Origin of the sequence: Bifidobacterium aquikefiri, assembly GCF_002259795.1 — a bacterium.
Lineage (GTDB): Bacteria > Actinomycetota > Actinomycetes > Actinomycetales > Bifidobacteriaceae > Bombiscardovia > Bombiscardovia aquikefiri.
Map to the genome: position 1 here is coordinate 97605 of NZ_MWXA01000002.1, position 21470 is coordinate 119074.

Sequence of the window (21470 nt, forward strand, 5' to 3'; positions counted from 1 at the left end):
CAACACGAAGTTGGAGGTTTCATATGCATAATAACGATGACGGTTCCGCTCGAACTGCCGACGAAGTCTTCCGAGGCAAGATACTGATCAATGGTGTTGTCTCTCAAGCTTCAGTTGGCATCACTGGCGAAACGATAAGCCAGGTTTGCGAAGATCCTGCCGGGAGCATTGCATCGAAGCGAGAAACGTTGCTCAGTGATGATGAGGTGCTCATTCCTGGCGTGGTGGATACCCATGTACACATCAATGAGCCAGGGCGTACCGAGTGGGAAGGATTCGACTATGCCACGCGAGCAGCGGCATACGGTGGCATCACCACGGTCATCGACATGCCTCTCAACAGCAATCCACCAACGTTAAGTGTTGATGCACTCGAACTCAAACAATCGATCGCGGCAGGCAAAGCCTATACGCAACTCGGTTTTTGGGGAGGCGTGGACGGTTCGAATCTTGGTCATCTCAAACCACTCTGGGATGCTGGAGTATTCGGATTCAAGGCGTTCCTCTCCCCCAGCGGGGTCGAAGAATATGGCTCACTCTCATTTGATCAGCTCGAAGATGCCATGCGGGAGATAGCCGATTTCGGAGGTCAACTCATCATTCATGCGGAAGAACCGGATGAATTGATGACGGACCCCACAAAAATCGGTCAGAGCTATCGCAGCTTCGCTGAATCCCGACCCGCCAAGAGCGAAAGCGATGCGGTGGAACATGTGATGAAGCTGGTCGAGCGCACTGGTTGCAAAACTCATATTCTGCATGTTTCCAGCGGTCTGACGGTGTCCGTTCTTGCCGATGCGAAGGCCAGCGGATTGCCAGTCACAGCGGAAACCTGTCCTCATTACCTCACTCTGGACTGCGACCACATCCCCGACGGCAATACTGCGTTTAAATGCTGCCCACCGATTCGAAGTCTCCAGGAACAGAACAAGCTGTGGGAAGGTCTGGTGGACGGCACGATTGACATGGTGGTGACAGACCATTCTCCAACGACCGCTCGTATGAAGGCGGGAACACTCGCCTCTGCCTGGGGTGGGGTTTCGAGCTTACAAGTCGGATTCCGTGCCGTACTCACCTCAGCCATGCAACGAGGTCTAGGTCTTGCGGATGTGATTCGCTGGATGTCGACCAATAGCTCTGCATTTGTAGAATTACATGATCGCGGATCCATCACCGTCGGCAATAGGGCCGATCTCGTTGTACTCAAACCTCAGGAGCATTTCATTGTCGATGCTGCCAAGCTCAGTAGCCGCAATCCAATCAGTGCCTTTGACGGCAAGGATCTTCAGGGGGTGGTCGTTCGTACACTCATTGGCGGGGCAGAGCCGACTGCAAGCAGGGAACATTTGATTCTGAGAAAATAAGAGGGAATAGGCATGGGAGCGATAATCGATGGAGCAGGCCATGAATGGATCAAGTAGACAGGATTGCAAAGCAGATCGTACTCTGCAACCATCCGAAGATGTGTCAGCGAGGATGCCCGATTTGTCTTCCGCTCCCGATCACGAAGCTGCGGGTGGCCCTCATTCTCAGCAATCGCAAGACCATAAATTCATAGATCCCAGCGTCTGGCGAATTGTGGGGAATCCTCTTGTCCCCCCAGTGCACGATGGTCCCCTGCACGACTTGGGCGTTGCAGTCAAGGATCTCTTTGCCGTTCAAGGTTTTGCCATCGGTGCCGGTAATCCGAAGTTCCTCAGCGAAGCGCGCATACAGAAGAATCACGCATCGGCAGTTCGTTCATTGCTTGAAGCGGGGGCTCACGTGGTCGGCATCGCTCAAACCGATGAATTCGCCTATTCGTTGTCAGGGGTCAACATCCACTATGGGGCTGCACCCAATCCATCCGCACCTGGCAGAATCAGTGGGGGTTCCTCTTCAGGACCCGCAACTGCGGTGTCAGGCGGGCAGGCAGAGATTGGGCTCGGCACAGATACGGCAGGCTCGATTCGCGTACCTGCCGCCTATCAGGGATTATGGGGCATTCGCACCTCTACGGGCAGAATTCAGCGGGACGGTGTTCATCCGCTCTCACCGTCCTTTGACACGGTAGGCATCCTTGCCAGGGATGCGCACACACTTGCCATCGCCGCAGAGCAACTCATGCCGGAACCGGATAGAGCCGCACCAGCCGGCGTGAAGACAGACGTGCTGTTGGATTCCTGTGTTGACGAGGATGTTCGAATCGCATTTTCACAATGGCGTTCCACAGCGCTTCGCAATCTTCACACTCACGATTGCGAAATCCACGATTCTACAATCACAGCCAATTCGGGTGAGCTTGCAATCACACACGACATGCTTGATGCCTGGCTCACCATATTCAATACCGTGCGGGGTTACGAAGCATGGAAGGCACATGGTGGGTGGGTCAGCAACCATTGGAATGATATGGATCCACAGATTGCATCACGTTTTGAACGCGACATGCACATCACCGCGGAAGATTATGAGAATTTCTGCGTCACCTTTGCCGATGCCAGAGCCGAGATCAGGAATCTCCTCGGCAACCATCTCCTTCTTATTCCAACCGTCAGCTGTGTCGCACCGCTCGCCGGAGATTCCGACGAGAGCATCCAGGCAATCGCGCACGCCAGAGCCGAAACCATGCTATTGACGACAATCGCCGGCATCGCAGGCTTGCCGGCAGTGAACATTCCGATAAGGACCAAGGCAGGCTTGCCCTGCGGCGCATGTCTCATTGGCCCCTCAGGTTCGGACAAGGGCGTAATCGCCGCAGCCGAGCACCTGGCCAAGAATGTGTGAGGGACACAAGAGCGGCATGCCGCAGTGAGCTTTTACGCCCAGATCTGCACACCGTGAAAAATCACCATCGCTCTAGCACGTCATTCCCTGCCCAAACGCATGAACCGCTGCAAACCTTGCTAGAGTGGAAGTCGTTTCCACACTGTTGAGAAGAAATGGGCGTTTCCTATGACCTTGTCTCCCTCGTTCGCCGACCAGCCGTTGCCCACCCGCAAGTCGCATGATGGATTGGTTCTGCCCGCGATTGGCTTTGGCACCTACAAGCTGCGCGGTAACAATGACGTGAAATCGATTGTTTCCGCGCTTGATGCCGGCTATCGTCTGCTCGACAGCGCCGTCCGATACGAAAACGAAGGCACAGTCGGACAGGCTGTCCAGCTCAGCTCAGTCTCCCGCGAAGACATTATCGTGACCTCGAAGCTGCCCGGAAAGTATCAGTCCTTCGATGACGCTCTGGCAACCGTGCAGGAGAGCCTGATGCGTACTCACCTCGAATACATTGACCTGTATATGATCCACTGGCCAAATCCGCTCGAGGATCATTACGTTGACGCCTGGAGAGGTCTGATCGAGGCAAAAAAGCGCGGTTTGGTACATCATATCGGCGTGAGCAACTTCCTTCCGGAACATATACAACGCTTGGTTGCCGAGACAGGAGTCGCACCTTGCGTCAACCAGATCCAGCTTCATCCCTATCTGCAGCAGCGGGAGATCAAGGCATTCGATGATCGCAATGACATTATCACCGAGGCTTGGAGTCCGCTCCGCCGTATGCGTGAGACGCTGAACGACCCAACAATCGTAGAAATTGCAGAGAAACACCATGCCAATCCCGCTCAGGTCGTATTGCGCTGGCACGTAGACAATGGTGATGTACCGATTCCAAAGTCGCAGAATCCAAAGCGCCAACTCGAGAACCTCGATGTCATGGGATTCGAATTCGACGACGAAGACCGCAGACAATTGGCCAGTCTCGACAGCCCGAACGGCAGCATGGGCGACTTCGATCCACGAACCCATCAGGAGATGTAGGGCAAATACCCTTACACGCCATTCCGAACCGCTACAGCCGCTACAGCCGCTACAGCCACTACAGCCACTACAGCCACTACAGCCACTACAGCAAGGTAAGCTGTTCGGCCTCGTGACTTGCCGCTTGCACCGGGTGTTCACGCATGTCGCGCTCTATCCAGGCCATGATGACAGCCGAAAGATGGTTGATTTCGTCTGGTGTAAGCTCATGACCTTTGGGAATGCCGTACCAGCGCTCCATACACGTTCTGCAGCATGTGCCTGTCGCATGCTGCGCGGTGAAGACTGGATGTCCTCGATACGGTGTCTGCTTACCGTCCTTTACAGGGAAAGCAGCACCAACGCGAGTACCCAACATGTCATGAGCATGCCGGTCGATGGTGTCCAGACCCTTGCTCCGTGCATAGGCTCTATCTTTTACACTCAGCGTAAAGCTCGCACGAAACTTTGATTTTGCGAGCTTTGCCAGCATCCCCTGAACCCATTGAGTGTCATATTTCGGCTGCATGACTCCACTGTATAACGTGAGAATCATAGCGCCAGTCCGAAATTGCACAAGTGAACAAACATATGATTTGTTATGCCAGGGGTAGTAACCTAGGTAAGCAGTACTTACCCTGCGATACAGGGCTGTTGGGGAACATTCAGAAAAGATTGGGGTTTTATGGCGAAGCATAGAATGAATGTTGCAGAAATGGTTGAGGCATTTGTCGATCCCGACGCGCCTCTACAGGTCACCGCGTTCGACGGTTCCCATTTTGGCAGTGACGATGCACAACTTCATCTTGAAGTCCGCAATTCACGGGCTGTATATTATATATTCGAAAATCCGAACGATCTGGGACTCGCCCGCGCATATCTGCAGGGCGACATCGCTTCTCCAGAACTCACGCCCGGAGACCCCTATGAGGTGTTCAAGCAATTGGAGGAACTGCAAGCTCAGTTCCACAAGCCAACGGCAGCGACCTTGGCAAACATCACCTCGTCGATTCTTTCACACGGGTTCCACGTTCCCAAGCCACCTCAGATCGAACTGCCATCCGTGGCCAGGCGCATCAGCGAGGGCATTTTGCCACATACCAAAAAGGGCGATGCAACTACAGTCAGCTATCACTACGATCTGAGCAACGAGTTCTACAATCTCTTCCTCGGTCCTTCAATGACCTACACCTGCGCCTGCTTCGACAAGGAAGACGACTCACTCGAAAAGGCAGAATACAACAAGCTGAACCTTGTGCTTGACAAGCTGAACCTTAAGTCCGGCGACTATCTGCTGGATATCGGCTGCGGCTGGGGCTCAATGGAGGTCACCGCCGCAAAGCGCGGCATCCACGTTATCGGCGTCACCCTGTCAGAGGAGCAAGTACAGTGGGCAAATGATTGGATTCGCAAAGAGGGTCTTGAAGATCTGGCCGAAGTCCGACTCGAGGATTATCGCGATATTCCTGAGTCCGGTTTCGATGGAATCTGCTCGCTTGGCATGATGGAGCACGTTGGGCATAAGCATTATCCCGCCTACTTCAAGGAAATGCTTGAGAAGCTGCGTCCAGGCGGCATGTTGCTGAATCATCAGATCACACGGACGAATTCACATCAGGGCAAGCGTGCGGGCGGCTTCATTGACCGTTACATCTTCCCCGATGGTGAACTCGCAAGCCCAGGTGAGATCGAATACGTGATCAACAATGTGGGTTTCGAAGTCATCAACCAGGAGAATCTTCGCCAGCATTATGCCCTGACCCTGATGAACTGGAACAAGAACCTTCAGCGTAACTGGAAAAAGGCCGTCGACATGGTCGGAGAGCAAAAGGCACGCCTCTGGGGCGTGTATATGGCAGGCTCACGCTTCAACTTCGAAATGAACACAATCCAGATACATCAGTTCCTCTGCATCAAGCCAGACCCTGAAACCGGAACGACGACGTACCCGCTCCGCCCATGGTGGCCGCGGCACTGATATACCTTGTGCTTTGGATGACGGTTTTTGACCATTGTGGTTGAAAAACCGTCATCCAAAGCACAATCTGTTTCTCGTCTTATTCGGAGGCCTGTTCTCGGGCTACCTCTATGGCCTTGTTGAAGGCGTCAGATGTCCAGCTGGCTCCTGCCACCTTGTCCACCTTGAGGGTCTTGAGAGCTTTGCCATCGACAACCCCTGGAACTGCCTTGATGAAGGCTCGCTGATGCTTCTGTGAGATCGAGTTTGAGGAGTGACCGACGACTTCTATATCACTCACCTTGCCGGCCGTTACCTTAACATGCACATCAATCGAATCTTCACCAACCGGCCCGTATGTGCTCTTGACTGAATACGTTCCATCCTTGTAGGTGCCACTGTCAGTTTTCGTCGATGATGGCGACGCAGAGGCAGTCGAGGATGCAGAGGATGAGCCGCTCGACCCACTCGAGTCCGTGGGAGCGGAACTTGACTCTTCGCCACCGCCAGCGTATTCGTCGTCCATCGGTACGGCTTTCGGCTGACCGCATGCGCTAAACACCACGCTCGCCGCAACCACTCCCACAGCAGCCAAGGCTGCATGTCTCACTCTTCGTGGCACAGCTGCGGCGTTGATAACGACATCTGTGCTGTTCTTGCTCTTCATCTGTGCTTCCCTCGGACTGCTTCGGCTGCATCACAACCGCAATGCTTGATAATCAGTGTGCTTTTGCCGATTTCGTGATGGTATCAAAACCTACAGGCATCGATGATTCCTCGGCCGACTGTTTGCTGTTTTCAGCATGACGAGTCTTGGCCGGTTCACCGCCTGCATCGACATATCGCTGCTGCGCGGCTTCGTCGTTCCATCGCTCGCCAACCAATACACCATGGTTGAGCATGATTTCGCGCTGTGCACATGAAGCAACAAGCGAATCATGAGTAACGACCACAATAGTCGTACCCTGTGCATGCAACTTCTTGAAAAGATCGAGCACAATCTTCTCATTTGCCTCATCAAGGTTTCCCGTAGGCTCATCAGCCAGAATCAGTTTGGGGCAATTTATCAAAGCTCTTGCAATGCACACGCGTTGCTGTTCCCCTCCAGACAATTGGCTTGGCAAATGGTGCGCACGTTCGGCCAGCCCAACATTGGAGAGTGCCTCCATCGCCTGCTTCTCGTTGACGACCGAATGGTAGTACTGGGCGACCATCACGTTTTCGACCGCGGTCAGGTGAGGAACCAGATAGAACTTCTGGAAGACCAGTCCGATTATGTTCTTTCTTACATCGGCAAGCTGGGATGCATTCAGATCATTGAGCTCTCGACCTTCAAGCGTCACCGTTCCCTCGCTCGGGGTATCCATACAGCCGATGATGTTCATCAGCGTGGTCTTGCCTGAACCTGACGAGCCTACGATAGCGAGCCACTCCCCCTCCTGAACCGAGAGGCTGAGATCATCAACCGCATGCAAATCGCCATAAATCTTCGAAACATGATCTAATTCGAGCAGCATGTCTGCTCCTTTCGTGTCAAATTCACGATGAGATTGTTTTTTGTTGCCTTGTCTAAAAACGAAGCTTGAAAAACGTTGAAACGACGGTGCGAAAAAACGCTTATACTCGGAGATTCTCTAAAATAGGCCGCAAAATTCATTTTTCGCTCACTCCTCACTCAAAACGACTGCCGGATCTATGCGCGAAGCCTTCACAACGGGTCGAATCGTCGCCAAAATGGCAATGATTCCACTCAAGACAACCGCGACACCCACGAGCCACCAATTCATCGCGATGTTTCTGCCGAATACGAGCGAACAGAGCAAACGAGCGAGCCAGAAACCAATGGTCGCGCCCAGACCGCCACCAACGAGGCCGTAGATAACCGATTCCGTATAGAACTCGGTACGAATGCTCGAGTTGGGAGCACCGAGAGCCTTGCGAAGTCCAATTTCATTGCGCCTTTGGGAAACGATCGAGGTCATGGTCGTTCCCACACCAACGAAGGTGAGTGCAAGAACCACCACGGAAATCAACCAGAACAATGTTTGCAGCATGGTGATGATCTTCGTGTCGGAAGAGCTTATTTTCGTGACAGTCTGCGCTTTCACGCCCATACTGGTCATGTCGTTGATGCTCGTTGCAATCGCGGTCAGATCGGTACCCATCGCACTCGAAGAATATTCAATGACATCCGCTCCACGCTTTACACCGGAAAGTGCATTGACATCGGCATTCGTGGCGTACACGATCTCGTCTTCCGAACCGCCGGTATTAACGATGCCCGCAACCCGATATGTGCTTCCGCCGCCGTTGAGAATATCCGTGGAAACCCGGCCATCCTGCGTTGTCTTCGAAGTAGTCGAACCGCCATTATCTGAGGATTGATAGGCAATCGTTACATTGCCACCAACGTTCAATCCCAAAGCCGAAGCCACATCACTGCCAACCATTACCGCACCATGCGAAGGCCATGAACCCTGCACACTCCAGTGGTGATTCAGAGCCCTCACCTGAGTGCTCTCGATTCCCGCAAGCATGTATGGAGCTGCGTTAATACGCACGGTCTCGTACCGGTATGTCGCGAATTTGGCAGATGATTTCGCACGCACCATCGAGGTGGTGTGCGCAACCATCGCGTCAGAGATGCCGGTCTTCTCAGCTCCTTGCTTCTCGATGGCAGCAACGACAAGATTCGCACCATAGGGGCGCATATCCTCATTCATCTGCTGCGGCACTGCGATACATACCGCCGCAAGGCAAAACAGCGTTGCAGCACCGACCATCGTTGCAATGACTGCCATCAGTGCACGCGAACGTCTACGAAATATCGCCCCGAGAATCATCGCCATGAACATCCGTGAGTTATTCATATCAATCCCTCTGCACACATTGACAACACCATTCAACCAACTTCCCCTCGTATCGCCACGCCACGCAGTGAGGCAGCGAATCCGCGAAACTCGCGATCCTATCTTCCATGCAGCACCTCCGCCGGTCGCAGCCCGAGAATCGACCGAATGGCAGACAATGATGCCAACAGGATCGTGACAGCAAGCAGCACAAAGACCAGAACAAAGACCATAGGGCTCATCGAAATGCCGGAACCAAACACGACGTGTCCAATCACCTGCGCAGCCCCAGAACCAAGTGCAGTCCCAACGAGCGCACCCACCAGACTTACCACACCCGTTTCAAGAAGGATCAACCGGATCACCGCACCATCGCTCGCGCCAATCGCCTTGAGCAACGCGAATTCCGAGGAACGTTCACCAATCGACGCTGCCATAAGATTCGCTACGGCAATGGCAGCTGAAATCAGACTCAGCACTGTCATAAGAATCATCACTGCCTGAGTCTTCTTCAGCACATCGCCCTGCAACGCGGCAACCTGACGCACCTGTTTGGCAACCGAACCAGGAATAACCTCCTCAATCTGATATGCAATTGACGAAGGATATGCAGTGCAATACCATGTTTCCCATTCTTCCTGAGAGAGTGCTGCAGGATTACGCGCCGCCTTCCTCGCCAGGTCATTTTCTGGCGTAGTCAGCGCTTTCACCTCGATGCGATCAACCGAATTTGGAGTATCGTTCAAGCGTTCGGCAGCTTCAGAAGTCATGTATATCGCATTGTCATCACTATCGCCTGATTGGAAGATGCCCACAATGCGCACATGCTGTTCTCGGCCCGATTTATGCAGGGTGATGCTTCCACCGACCTGCACGTTCAACTGTTGGGCGAGCGTGCTGCCAATCATCGCCTCACTGTTTTCCATGCCAGACCGCTTGGTTATCTTGTCGGATGCCCAATTGCCCGTCACCTTCCACCACGAGCGCATGTTACGGATGCCGGCAACGGTGGATTCGCCGGTATCGAGACTGAGCGTCTTCGCGAACCATGTGCCAACAATTGCCACAGACGATGACCCGGATCCGGGCGAAGAAGAGCACGATGCCTTCTGCGAATCATCGCGGCATACTTCCCCGACCGTTGCATGCATGTTCAACTGAGGCGCAAAATCCGTGATGTTATATGCCCAGAAGATCGTCTTGATCTTCTGCACGTCAGATTCCTTCATGAATGCAGTGGGATCGGTATCGGTCGAACCTCCTGTTGCAGCGGCATTGCCCGAATCATCTCCGGAATCGGCGCCACCGGACGAATACAGATCTGAAATCACCGCATCCGACTTTGGCTGTACGACGATATTCGAGCCATAGGTAGAAAGCTCGGCGTTTAACTTGTCACCGACATCAAACACGACTCCAAGCATGGCAGTGCACACACAGGTCGAAAGCCCCACACTCACCGCAATCAGTATGCGACGGCGCAATTGCCTGCTTAACGAGCGAAACACCATACGATTCAAGAACATCTCAGCATCACCTCAACTCTTGAAATGACTGGACAAAGCATCAAGATCCGCGGTGTTGATCACAATCGCGCCGTGGGTTGTCTTATAGGGGAAAGGAATCGGATTGCAACCACCCTTGAAACCGATGGTCGCAAGATTGATAGCGACATCGCAGCGTTTACAGATGATCTTCCCATCCTTTTCGTAGTATCCGGCATCGCCACAGTTATCACATGCATCAAGTCCGACACCGTATGCCCCCCCGTTCTTCTTGATAATGATGAACCGCATCACTGTGCCATCTTTCGCCTTGTATTGGAAGCGATGCAGATGCCCGTCCGAAACCTCAGAGAACTTGATCGTTGCGACATCATGGGAGAGCGAATAGCTTTCTGGAGGAGAGAGTACCGGCTGTTTGTTGGTCTGTGCAACACCATAGGTCAATGCAACCGTGACACCAATGGCAACGATTACAGTCCACGCTGCCGAAAGCATCGCACGGCGCCTCAACGCCGTACGCCTACGCGAATCCGCTGGATTGCGTGCAACGGCGGGAATGCGGAAACCAGCAACAACACTTGCAATCGCGGGCACGATGAAAACCCATACCTGTGCGATGATCAGCCAACTCGCATTATTGATGAGCCACACCAACACATGGAAGCTCAAGCCTTGAAGCATGATGTCGCCAACGGAAAGCATCAAGGTAACCAACGACGTCAGATGCTGAATAACAATCAAGGCAATCAACATCAGCGCTGCAACCGTAAACCATAACGGTGTGGCTGTGAGCCGTATTGATCTGATGATGCATGCGACGATGATCGACGCTGCGACTCCCAGAATGAAGCCGAGCGCACGCAGCAGCATCTCGGAAGTGAATACCGGATCGCCTGGCTCAATGAAAATCGTCAGTTCGAGTATCACATCAGGCAAGGCGCGAAATACGGTGAGGGCAATCGCAATACCAGCGACAGCATTTCCAATGTGAAGCCAGACTGCGTGATGAGCCCAATCGCGGGTGAGGCCACGCGCACGCACGATGACCATGATAAGCGCGATATCAGCGATAACGCAGCACACAAGCGTCGGATAGTTGATGAAGGTGCGCTGGATGATTACTGCGGTCGCACGCAAGGCCGCAAATACAACGGCTCCAAGTATGCCCACAACCAGTCCGATACAGCGCCAATGTGCGCTCAATGGCCGCTTTCGGCCTTCCCCAACCGAGAGCAGAACGTTCAGACACATAACGAGCAAAGCCGGGCCCAATGTCCCCGGCATCACGGTAACAAACTGTTCAAGCATGTGCACCCCTTCCCTGAAACAGTTTTCACACTCGCATTTCTGAATGGAGCTTCTGCCAATGCTTCAGAACCAATGTTGTCAGAACACCCTTCACAAATGCGAGCACATCACAGGCAACGTACAGCGTTATGTACCGCCTGACTCTTTACCACTCGTGTGGCGTGTAATCCCAGTTCCAGCTCACCGTCAATGGTGTTGTCCAGAAACGGCCCTTCACACCGGTTTCCGGGTCGACGTGCAGCATCCAGCCTTTGGATTCCGGCGATTCGATCTTATAGGTAAGCTTGTATGTTCCAGCCTTCTTGAGCATGATGTTTGCACCATAATGTGGGCCATCGGAAGCATTCATCTCCATGAAGGTTCCCGATTGAGTGTTACTGGCGTCGCTTTCATCAGTAATGGTGTAATTCACCGTGAGATCGGGGACGAATTCACCTTTGCCGTAGCCGAGCTCATTATTGGCGAGCGCATGAATGTCCGCTTCCAAATGCATGTTTGCATCCGCTGCCTTCAGACCCATGCCTGCCGGTTCCATATCGACTGGCTGGAAGAACACGGTGCCCACATTGAGTGGGCCAACCTGCTGGTCATCGCCGATGGGAACCTCCTCGAAGCCATTGGAACTGCTCGAAGAGCTATCGGATGCCGACGATGTACTCTTCGCGCTGCTGCTGGTGGCTGCCGAACCGCAGCCGGAGAGCGCAAGTGCTCCGGAAAGAACAAGCACGGCGGCTATCATGAGTTTATTCTTCTTCATATTTCTCTTATTCCTTGTTTTATAGGGTTATTGATTGGTTTCAGTTGAAGTTGTATGTGCCGCTCTACAGTCCGTCCATTCAATGCCTCGTCCTGCGACTGCTCGTGTTGCAAGAGACTGCGTTATTCGGCCGTCTGTACATTGCGTTCTCTTCGAGAGCGAATCACCGAAATCAGCAGCAGGGCAATGACTGCAATGATTGCGATGATCTGTGCAGCAATGGTCTGCGCGTATGGATACAGACCAAGCCAATCGTTCGTTGGAACGGATGGGTAATAGGTCGCAGGAATCAGGTCGCCTTCGATAAGTGCGTGCACGCCGCCTCCGGCGAAAATCACCACCATGATTGCCATCAGGGCGCTGGTGATCACGAAGAATGGTCGAATCGGGATCTTCACCGAAGTGAAGCGGATCAGCAGGAATATGCATACCAGCAGAATCGCCGCCGCCGCGAATCCAGCCCATATCTCGCGGCTTCCACTGGGCGCCATCGTGAAGATCGCCTGATAAAACATCACGGTCTCGGCTCCCTCGCGGAACACAGCAAGGAATGAGAGCAGTGCAAGCGAAATGACATTGCCGGTCGACACGGCCGCTACCGTCTTCTCCTTGATGTAACGATTCCAGGATTCAGCCGACGATTTGGAAAGCATCCAACTGCTCGTGAAGAGCAGCATGACCATGGCGATCAGCGCGGTCACACCTTCAAGCATCTCCTGATGTGCACCAGCCGAGCTGAACACAAAGGTGAAGAGCAGTGCAACCAAACCGCTCCCAACAAGGCCTGCCAGAATGCCCCAATAGATGTATCTGATCTTGTCCCTGTGACCAGCCTTAAGCAGGTATGCGATGATTGCCGCGACAACGAGAATCGCTTCCAGACCTTCACGGAGCAACACGACGAAAGCCTGACCGAAGGCGCTCGTAAAGAATGCAGTCATCGGGCTTACTGTGCCTGCGGCACCGCCGTCCAGAATCGATGCATCCTTGACAAGCATCTTCTTGAGCTCAGCAACAAGATTGGCAATGGTTGTCTTCGATTCGCCCTTCACCATCGCCATGCGCGTCTCTTTGAACTGGTATTCAACCTGTGAGACGCGATTGCCACTGATGGCGTTCATCACGGTCTTTTCGAAGCCAAGCTTCTCGTAATACTGGTAATACGCCTCGTTGACGAGGTCAGATCCTTTGCGGCCATCACCGGAATCACTGGCCTTTTGAGCCTTGTCAAGAATCTTCGTCATCTGCGATGCAACTTGAACCCAAGTTCTTGATCCCTTGCCGTTGTTCTTGTTTTTTTTCGCAGCATCAAGTTTTTTACGGTCGGCCTCGATTTGCGCATTCAATGCTTTTGCGTATGCCGGCGGCTTGGCGAGTGATGTGTCGGCATCGAGTTTCTGAGCCGCTGCATTCACCTGCTGGTCGAGCGTGGCAATCTGCTGCTGAATCTTCTCGCCATTGCCAGTCATGTATGAAAGCTGCTGGATATCTTGGAACTCTTGCTGCAACTGCTGCTGCGTCTGATCACCGAGTTTTTCGCTGGTAACGCTTGCGAAGTTTGTAGCCACATACAAGGTGTTGTAGGCACTGCCAAAATCCGATGCCGCCCCTGCCGTGTCACCGGATGCATAGCCTTGTTGTCCCTCGCTCAGCTGCTTTGAGATGGCGGTGGAAACGTCACTCCAAGTTGCGTATTGAATGGTATCTGCCGCGTGTGCTGCGGTGGGTACGAACATGGCAGCAATCGATAGCAGCGCAATGCCAAGTGCTACAACCGCTCGTAAGCCTTTGCGTTGAACAAGAGGTTCATGCTGCATTTTCGACTCTCTCCAAAGGTTTCTTCAAGTGTTCTCGGTACAATCGCCTTGCGATGGGCGCGTGAAGGGTGTGATGAATATCACCAATCCCATAATGTAATCTGAAAAAGCTAAGATATACAGTCTTGTTATTTTAGGATTTATAGTGTAAAGATTGATTTCTTGTGCAATGGTGGGGTTTCTGGGTCAACCTTGGAAGGGCGATGATGCACTATGAGCGTGTTATCTCATATAGTGACCTTCCCGAAAGCACTAGGGACCGGCATCATCATCGCTGTTGACCAGCTCCCAGCGCAGGATTTTCACGATGTCATTGCTGAGATGATTGAAAAATTTGAGATTGAATTGTCCAGATTCCGAGACGACTCCACAGTGAGCGCCATGGCCCATGCCAAGCATGGAGGAACTTTTGATTTCTCTGCAACTCTGACTTCCATATTCGAAATATATGATGCCCTCTACTCCGCTACCGCGGGTGCCATAGACCCGCTTGTTGGTGCAGATTTGGTGCGATTGGGTTATAGCCCCGGCTTGAGTTTCCAGATGCAGCCCGACGCGCTGGCACATAACGGCGCAGCTCATGGTCGACCATGCTGGGCAGAAGCCGTTGAACGCGATGGTTCTATGTTGCGCACTCATCGCGCCGTCCAGCTCGATTTTGGCGCAGTCGGCAAGGGCTTCATCGTTGATGTGATTGCCGACCAGATTGCAGACCAATGTGGGCCGCAGACATCCTATGTCATCGATGCCGGTGGGGACTTGCGCATACACACATCGCAACCACAGTCCATAGCTCTCGAAGATCCGCTCGATACAACGCGGGCCGTGGGAACGGCTTCAGTCAGCGATGCTTCCTTCTGTGCATCTGCTCCCAGTAGGCGGCATTGGTTCGTGAAAGACCCCAACTACACGAATGCCATCAAAGATTCCAATACTTCCAAGGAATCCGCCAATGAATCGCACAGATCTTCCGCCGCCCAATCCATTGAGCAATCCATCGCGAAAGATTCCCATCTGCTGCTCATGCATCATCTGCTCAACGCAATTGATGGAGAACCGGCACGAAGTATCGCTGCCACATGGGTACAGGTTGCAAAAGAAGACAACCCAGAGAACGTTCGCAACCATCCCACCGCCTGGGCAGACGGCATCTCAACCGCACTCTTCGTCACCAACCCCAACGATCTGGCATTGAGGCTTGCCGACCAAGTCACCTTCGACTGCGCGATCCTCAACGTCCAACGCCGAGCCAGCACATCAGAGCATTTCCCAGGCACGTTCTTCACCCACGAATAGCTGGGGATTAACTGAGTAGCTCAAAAGCACCGATAAGCTAAAGAGTTGAGAGTGCCGTTAAATTCCCATCAATTGCATTGTCTCGGTTTCCTTCTTCCAAGGTGTTTCATAAGAAGGTCTTAAGAGACCATTATACGAAAACTCACGAATGCCTTCCCTATAATAATTGTTGTAAACCCCTTCAAGCTTGAAATTAAAGTATTTGAAAATACCTTCAAAACTGTCGTTGATCTCTTCAGGTGTAGTTATAAGTGGATAAGCCGTGCCCAACACATCTAAAGCTGCCCCTACAAGCATTGTGCCTATGCCTTGCTCCCTGTATTTGGGCAAAACGCGTATCGCACAAATCTTTTTTTCGGCCGGAGAGTCCTTGAGTACCTCCGCCCCTTGAACTGAACCGTCATCGCCAATAAAGAACAGTATCTGTCTTGTAATGCCCATATCAGGTAGTACTTTTTTTGAGAACCAATCATCGAAGTCGGGATAAAAATGAGATATACATAATCTATACGCATCAATGGCCCCGAATCCGGAGCTATAATCGGTACACAAAACAATCTTTCCAGTCATCTCGACTCCTTTCTTTTACCAATTTGATTGACTAAGTAATAGTCTATCAACTCCACCCCCATGTGCTGAATAAGAAATGCTCAATTATATCTGAACCAATTGTCAAGACGATGAGGATCGAAAGATAAATCAATATAGTTCTGACATTAAACTCATGTAAACGCAATTTAATATAATTGCGATAACCATCGCTCGGTTTTTTCACACTAGTTTTCCAGTGCCAAGCGATAACATCGTTTTTGACCTGCGCTGGAACATAGTTTTTCCAAACGTTTTTTTCCAACAAACGACGTTCTTTAAGTTCCTCTGCAGAATCTACATCCACACTTGCATCTGTCATCAAAAGAAAATGGATTGGCTCTATCACAAGATGAACATTTGTCTTCGAATTTTCTGAAATATTATCTGAAATATCCAGCGGCAACGTCCTGTAGTCGTTGAGCCTGAAATCGATGACTTCTTCCTTCGCAAACGCGTTGGTAAGCAAAGTATCCTTCGAAGAGGAATCCAAAACTAATTTTGAAATTCCTGAACCTGTTATTCTGAAACGATAATAGATTGGTAAAGACGCCTCGTTCGAGTCAGGTACTGTAATCTTCAACATCGTTCCTTGCGAATGTTCCTCTAACTCGAGAAGCCTCGTCTCAGGAATGCCTTTAATTGAATACAGCATAAAGTTGGACTCCGATGGCTCATTGATCAAAGTCGCAGTTGAATAATTGTGGCCATCAGGTTTTGTTAACGTACACCGATCATTAAAAACTGCACCAAGTACATTCTGATCAAGCTTAGTCTGTAAATCCTCAATATCGGCATCCAAAATCCGAAATGGGCAGAAAAATATGATTGATTCAGCGATTTTGCTTATGGGCACAGCTTCTTCTGACCCATTTTTCTCTTGCGAAAGCATAAAACCCACGTCAAGATTAACATTGCGACTACTACTTTTCTGGTTAGTCCATAGATTGAAATTCAATAGGAGCTTGAGTTTGGAATCAGTGGCATTCCCCTCAGGTCGCGCTTTCTTGCACCATACTGCAAAACTCTCCACTGAAGCCTCCGGGACCAATGAATTTGAGTAGTTCTCAGTAATTATACATACATAAAAGACTGAGGTGGGCGTGTAATTCGATTTGACAATTGACAGAGTCTTAGGCCACTTGCATATCTTCTTGGATCACTTAATTTGATTGCGTATGCCTCGGATAGGTCCGTAAAGTATTGGATAAAGGAATCGTGATCGATACAGCCAAACTCATGGGTATTTCTCCAAATTGTCTCAAGATCATCATGCATTATTGCATCTATATGAACTTGACCAATAACTTTGGATACTGGGTGCGTAGCATATATCAGCATTGTATTGACCGACGTATCAGAGAAGATCCTTCGTCTATATTCATAGCGTTTTTCACCAGAAAGTATCGCATTCGCGAAGCACGGTTTTATTGACATGAGCACTCTCATGTTGTTTCCTTTCTTGACAATACTAATTAAGAGTAGTTGTGTTTGTCTTCCTTCGTCCTCGGCTGCACTTGCCCATTTCCAAGTTCGCGCCAAGCGGATAGGCGGTGGGTCTTAGATATATCGGTTCTCAATCTCTACAGTGGTAGGCAAAAGAGTCAGACAAAAACTGAACATAGAAGAGGGAAGAAACATGGCAACAAAGGTTTTGATAACAGGCACCGGCTCAGGATTCGGACGTGGCATCGCATTTGGACTGGCAAAAGACAGCAATTACAAGGTCATTGCAACGACTCAGGATTACGCACAGATATTTCCGCTCGAGCAGGAAGCCAAGAAGCTCGGATTGAAGAACATCGAATTCGACAAGCTTGATGTAACTTCTGCTGACAGCCGCAGCAAGGCAGCGGATTGGGATGTTGATGTGCTCTTGAACAATGCTGGCATCAGCGAGGGTGGCTCTGTACTGGATATACCAGCCAAGGCCATCGATGCCCAACTTCAGACCAACGTCATCGGTCCGATAGCCCTGACTCAGATAATCGCCCGCAAGATGATCGAGAGAAAATCCGGCCGGATCATATTCATGTCCTCTGTGGCAGGATTGACCGTCGATCCATTCTCCGGCGCATATTCAGCCTCGAAACATGCGGTCGAGGCCTTTGCAGAAGCGTTGTACAAGGAAACACGACCTTATGATGTCGATGTTCTGACGATCAATCCCGGTCCGTTCCTGACCGGATTCAACGATCGAATGTTTGAAACGTACCGCAACTGGGGCGAGGATACGCCGAAGCCAGTCTTCGACTATTCGAAGCTCAATTTTCCTCACGAACAATATGATCCGCAGATCGTGATTGACGAAGCGATCACGATCATCAAGGCAAAGGACCCAATGTACAGGAACGTTCTGCCGAAGTCGATCATTGAGGATCAGAAAAGCCAGCTCGCAGACATCTGGACGCGCAAGGCCAAGGATGGCGCGGGTGAAACCAACGAATTGGTCTCCAAGGCGGGCAGCATCGCGAAGGAAACGCCGGTCGAGTGATCCTGAATGGTTTTTAGCGTAAAGCCTTCTCACGTTCGGAAGCTACCAGCTCGATTCTTTCTGAGAGCAGTTTGCGAATAGCCATAACCCGTTTCGGTGCAATCAGGTCGAAACGGGACAATTCATGCGCAACGCATTGTGGCCAATCTTTCAAAGCTCCGAGATCAAGCCGTTCCCAAGAAGCCTTGCTCAAGAGTCGAAGATGGCGCAGGGCGTTGGGTTTCCTCACCAATGAAAAGAATGGCTTGGCTACATAATCGCGATTGTCTATATGGAGCTCACCGACCCAAAGCGATGCACCCATGTCATACAGGGGTGCCGGCCGCACGCTCAATGTTTCAACATTACGTATCAGTCCAAAGTTCCCGTAGTGACGATCGATGTTGCGCATGAGAAAATCCACAAGAATAAATCCGTCGGTAAGCAAGGTCACCGCTTCGACTTCCGCCCCCAAAGCGGTTGCCGAAACTATCCACTGATTTTTCTTACTCAGCTGATTGTCTTGACTGCGAGCGCTGACTGCCTGCCATGCCGAAATCAATTCCTCATCGTCGGTCAACATCTCCTTGCACATGCAAACAAGACGGTTATCGACTTCGGCAAGCTGATATTCAACATGTGAAATGCCGAGCCTTGCACACAGATCCGAAGCAATGCGCTCATTGAGTGGTTCCTGATTATAGCGGCTACTTTTAATGAGAACGCGAGAACCATCTGAAGGATCAATTGACCAGCGTTTCGGCAAATCGCCTGCACTTGTGGCATCTGGCGAGTTGAAATCAACTTTGTCTGAAGCGATGCGTGCAGACGATGAGACCGCTGAGAATAACGCCTTTCCAAGATCCTCATCGAAATCATTGTTGTAGAAGTTCACTTCTTCCCATTGTGTGTCGCTGTGTTGAGGGCGTACCCAGTATTGATCCGAAAGACTGAGTCCAAGTGAGCGATTCAACACATCTGTGGTCGATTTCACGCCGATTGACTGAAGTCCGCCGTGAATGTGGTCTCGAGTATCGGGAATCGCTCTTGCCCTCCACCAATCGCTGATTTTCCGGGCATGCAGACTCAGTCTGCCATGATCGTAGAATTCCAAAGGTAGACGAGACTCATCAAGGAGATGCCCGGAACCAATTGCATCTCCAGAATCGGCATCTACCGCGAATGACAGTACCGCATGGTTGCGGCACATGAGCTCACGCTGTTCTACGATCATGACTCACCTCCCTCTGGATATTTCAATAGTAGGCGAATTCTATGCAGTGAGCTCTGTCTGGGCGAACTGGCTGTTATAGAGATCGGCGTAGAAACCGCCCTTGGCAAGAAGCTCATCGTGTGTGCCACGCTCGATGATGTCGCCGTGATCCATGACGAGGATCATGTCGGCGTTCTTGATTGTCGAAAGCCTATGTGCAATCACGAAGCTGGTGCGCCCAACCGTCAGCGAATCCATGGCCTTCTGAATGACCTCCTCGGTTCGGGTGTCGACCGAGCTTGTCGCCTCGTCAAGGATCAGGATGGGTGCATTCTGAACCATGGCACGGGCAATCGTAAGCAACTGGCGCTGACCTTGCGAAAGCGAGGTCTTGTCATCAAGCTTGGTATCGTATCCGTCCGGCAGAGTCTGAATGAAACGATCCAACCCTACTGCGGCGCATGCTCGCTCAACATCCGCATGCGTCACACCCTTCTTGGAATAGGCGACGTTCTCGTAGATGCTGCCTCGGAATACCCATGTATCCTGCAAAACCATGGAGAACTGGCTGTGCACGTTCCAGCGAGGAACATCGTTCGTTGCAACCCCATCGATGCGAATCGTGCCTCCGGTCAGATCATAGAAGCGCATGAGCAGATTCACCATAGTCGTCTTTCCGGCACCTGTCGGCCCAACGATTGCAACCTTCTCGCCTGCCTTGACAGAGGCGCTGAAGTCATGAATGACTGGAGTTTGCGGATCATAGCCAAAGCGAACATGGTCAAATTCAACATCACCCTTCACGGGCACGGGATTGCCTGTGGAATCCCGGCCAAGCAGCGCCTGCTTCTGCGATTCATCGGCCATCTCCGGCTCTTCGAGGAATCCGAAGACACGCTCAGACGCGGCAGCCGTGCGCTGAAGGTTCTGGAAGGCCTGGGCGAACTGGCTCAGCGGCTGGGTGAACAGGCGGATGTACATCATGAAGGCAACGATCACGCCGAAGGTTATCGAATTGTTGATGACCAGCACGGCACCGACGACGCAGACGACGACATATCCAAGATTGCCGATGAAGTTCATGACTGGCATCATCAGTCCGGAAAGGAACTGCGACTTCCAGCCTGATTCGTACAGACTCTGGTTGTAACGCTCGAACTCCTTGATGGAATCAGCCTCGCCACTATATGCCTTGACGATGATGTGACCGGTGTATTTCTCTTCCACATGTCCGTTTACCTGACCCAGTGCAAGCTGCTGCTGCACGAAGTACTTCTGGGAGACCTTCATGATCACCAACATCAGAACGAGTCCGAGAATGCTTGATCCGATGGCCGCAAGGGTCATGATCACATTGTTGACGAACATCATGACCAGCGAACCGACGAACAACGTCACGGAAGTGATCAGCGCGCCAAGGCTCTGACCCAGGGTCTGGCCGATAGCATCCACATCGTTCGTGATGCGGCTGAGCACATCGCCATAGCTGACCTTGTCAAAGTATTTCAACGGTAGCTTGTTGATCTTCTTCGAAATTGCATCGCGAAGCTCGCGCGCGGTATTCTGCGTGATGGTCGCCATGATCCAGCTTTGAATATAGCTGAGCAAGGCATATCCAACGTAAAGACCCACAAGCAGATAGGCGACATGTTCGACGGAAGTCATGTCGATCGAACGCAGCACCGGCTTTCCATTGATGATTTCTGGCAAACCCTTGGCAATGTAGTTCGTAATGTCCTTGAGCTTGTCTGGGCCGACGACCTGGAAGACCGTGCCGATTGCGCCCAAAACCAAGGCAAGCAAGGTGGCCGGAATATACTTGCGCGTGAACTTGACGAGCTTGCCCATCGAAACGCTGAAATTCTCAGGTTTTTCAACAGGCCCGCCCATGCCATGCCCTGGACCTCCCATACGCCTGCGGGGAGCTTGC

The 21470-nt window shown here is 51.6% G+C and carries 18 protein-coding genes; 6 read left to right on the forward strand and 12 right to left on the reverse strand.

Annotated elements, in window-relative coordinates:
* Nucleotides 1-23: 23 nt before the first annotated feature.
* The 3 genes from allB (at nucleotide 24) to BAQU_RS01185 (ending at nucleotide 3798) form a co-directional block, all read left to right on the forward strand.
* Entirely contained in the window at nucleotides 24-1364 is a 1341-nt protein-coding gene (gene allB / locus BAQU_RS01175) for an allantoinase AllB (protein ID WP_094692237.1), read from the forward strand.
* 40 nt (nucleotides 1365-1404) lie between these two features.
* Nucleotides 1405-2766: an amidase family protein gene (locus BAQU_RS01180; protein ID WP_244568386.1), complete on the forward strand. Its 1362-nt coding sequence runs from the start codon at nucleotides 1405-1407 to the stop codon at nucleotides 2764-2766.
* Between the two features lie 168 nt (nucleotides 2767-2934).
* Nucleotides 2935-3798 (forward strand): aldo/keto reductase, encoded by an 864-nt coding sequence (locus BAQU_RS01185; protein WP_094692238.1) that lies wholly within the window; start codon nucleotides 2935-2937, stop codon nucleotides 3796-3798.
* An 85-nt stretch (nucleotides 3799-3883) separates the two neighbouring features.
* Here BAQU_RS01185 and BAQU_RS01190 read toward each other — a convergent pair whose 3' ends face one another.
* Nucleotides 3884-4333, reverse strand: a complete 450-nt coding sequence (locus BAQU_RS01190; RefSeq protein WP_244568387.1) for a DUF4186 domain-containing protein — start codon at nucleotides 4331-4333, stop codon at nucleotides 3884-3886.
* A gap of 129 nt (nucleotides 4334-4462) precedes the next feature.
* On the opposite strand from BAQU_RS01190, the gene BAQU_RS01195 reads away from it, so the two are divergent.
* A complete protein-coding gene (locus tag BAQU_RS01195; RefSeq protein ID WP_094692240.1) occupies nucleotides 4463-5755 on the forward strand; it encodes a class I SAM-dependent methyltransferase in 1293 nt (430 codons plus the stop codon).
* A 79-nt stretch (nucleotides 5756-5834) separates the two neighbouring features.
* Here the strand turns inward: BAQU_RS01195 and BAQU_RS01200 are convergent, their stop codons facing one another.
* The 7 genes from BAQU_RS01200 to BAQU_RS01230 form a co-directional block, all read right to left on the reverse strand.
* Nucleotides 5835-6401, reverse strand: coding sequence for an FMN-binding protein (locus tag BAQU_RS01200; RefSeq protein WP_094692241.1), 567 nt, complete (start codon nucleotides 6399-6401; stop codon nucleotides 5835-5837).
* Nucleotides 6402-6453: 52 nt separating this feature from the next.
* Nucleotides 6454-7251, reverse strand: coding sequence for an ABC transporter ATP-binding protein (locus BAQU_RS01205; RefSeq protein WP_094692242.1), 798 nt, complete (start codon nucleotides 7249-7251; stop codon nucleotides 6454-6456).
* 147 nt (nucleotides 7252-7398) lie between these two features.
* A complete protein-coding gene (locus BAQU_RS01210) occupies nucleotides 7399-8604 on the reverse strand; it encodes an ABC transporter permease (RefSeq protein ID WP_094692243.1) in 1206 nt (401 codons plus the stop codon).
* Nucleotides 8605-8702: 98 nt separating this feature from the next.
* Nucleotides 8703-10109, reverse strand: a complete 1407-nt coding sequence (locus tag BAQU_RS01215) for an ABC transporter permease (protein ID WP_094692244.1) — start codon at nucleotides 10107-10109, stop codon at nucleotides 8703-8705.
* A 12-nt stretch (nucleotides 10110-10121) separates the two neighbouring features.
* A complete protein-coding gene (locus BAQU_RS01220) occupies nucleotides 10122-11396 on the reverse strand; it encodes a DUF2318 domain-containing protein (protein ID WP_094692245.1) in 1275 nt (424 codons plus the stop codon).
* A 145-nt stretch (nucleotides 11397-11541) separates the two neighbouring features.
* Complete coding sequence (locus tag BAQU_RS01225) at nucleotides 11542-12153, reverse strand: iron transporter (protein WP_094692246.1); 612 nt, start codon at nucleotides 12151-12153, stop codon at nucleotides 11542-11544.
* Between the two features lie 122 nt (nucleotides 12154-12275).
* Entirely contained in the window at nucleotides 12276-13970 is a 1695-nt protein-coding gene (locus tag BAQU_RS01230) for an FTR1 family iron permease (protein ID WP_094692247.1), read from the reverse strand.
* A gap of 213 nt (nucleotides 13971-14183) precedes the next feature.
* On the opposite strand from BAQU_RS01230, the gene BAQU_RS01235 reads away from it, so the two are divergent.
* A complete protein-coding gene (locus BAQU_RS01235; RefSeq protein WP_094692248.1) occupies nucleotides 14184-15266 on the forward strand; it encodes an FAD:protein FMN transferase in 1083 nt (360 codons plus the stop codon).
* Between the two features lie 57 nt (nucleotides 15267-15323).
* Here the strand turns inward: BAQU_RS01235 and BAQU_RS01240 are convergent, their stop codons facing one another.
* Entirely contained in the window at nucleotides 15324-15836 is a 513-nt protein-coding gene (locus BAQU_RS01240) for a GNAT family N-acetyltransferase (RefSeq protein ID WP_094692249.1), read from the reverse strand.
* A 46-nt stretch (nucleotides 15837-15882) separates the two neighbouring features.
* Complete coding sequence (locus tag BAQU_RS01245) at nucleotides 15883-16887, reverse strand: hypothetical protein (protein WP_094692250.1); 1005 nt, start codon at nucleotides 16885-16887, stop codon at nucleotides 15883-15885.
* A gap of 606 nt (nucleotides 16888-17493) precedes the next feature.
* Here BAQU_RS01245 and BAQU_RS01250 point away from each other — a divergent pair.
* The gene (locus BAQU_RS01250; protein ID WP_094692251.1) at nucleotides 17494-18348 is read left to right on the forward strand and encodes an SDR family oxidoreductase; all 855 of its coding nucleotides are present in this window, start codon (nucleotides 17494-17496) and stop codon (nucleotides 18346-18348) included.
* A gap of 13 nt (nucleotides 18349-18361) precedes the next feature.
* Here BAQU_RS01250 and BAQU_RS01255 read toward each other — a convergent pair whose 3' ends face one another.
* Together BAQU_RS01255 and BAQU_RS01260 are read right to left on the reverse strand one after the other, a co-directional pair.
* Nucleotides 18362-19561 carry a HipA domain-containing protein gene (locus BAQU_RS01255; protein WP_094692252.1) on the reverse strand — a complete coding sequence of 400 codons (1200 nt, stop codon included), beginning with the start codon at nucleotides 19559-19561 and terminating at the stop codon, nucleotides 18362-18364.
* Between the two features lie 39 nt (nucleotides 19562-19600).
* Entirely contained in the window at nucleotides 19601-21451 is a 1851-nt protein-coding gene (locus BAQU_RS01260) for an ABC transporter ATP-binding protein (protein WP_415447171.1), read from the reverse strand.
* Nucleotides 21452-21470: the final 19 nt, after the last annotated feature.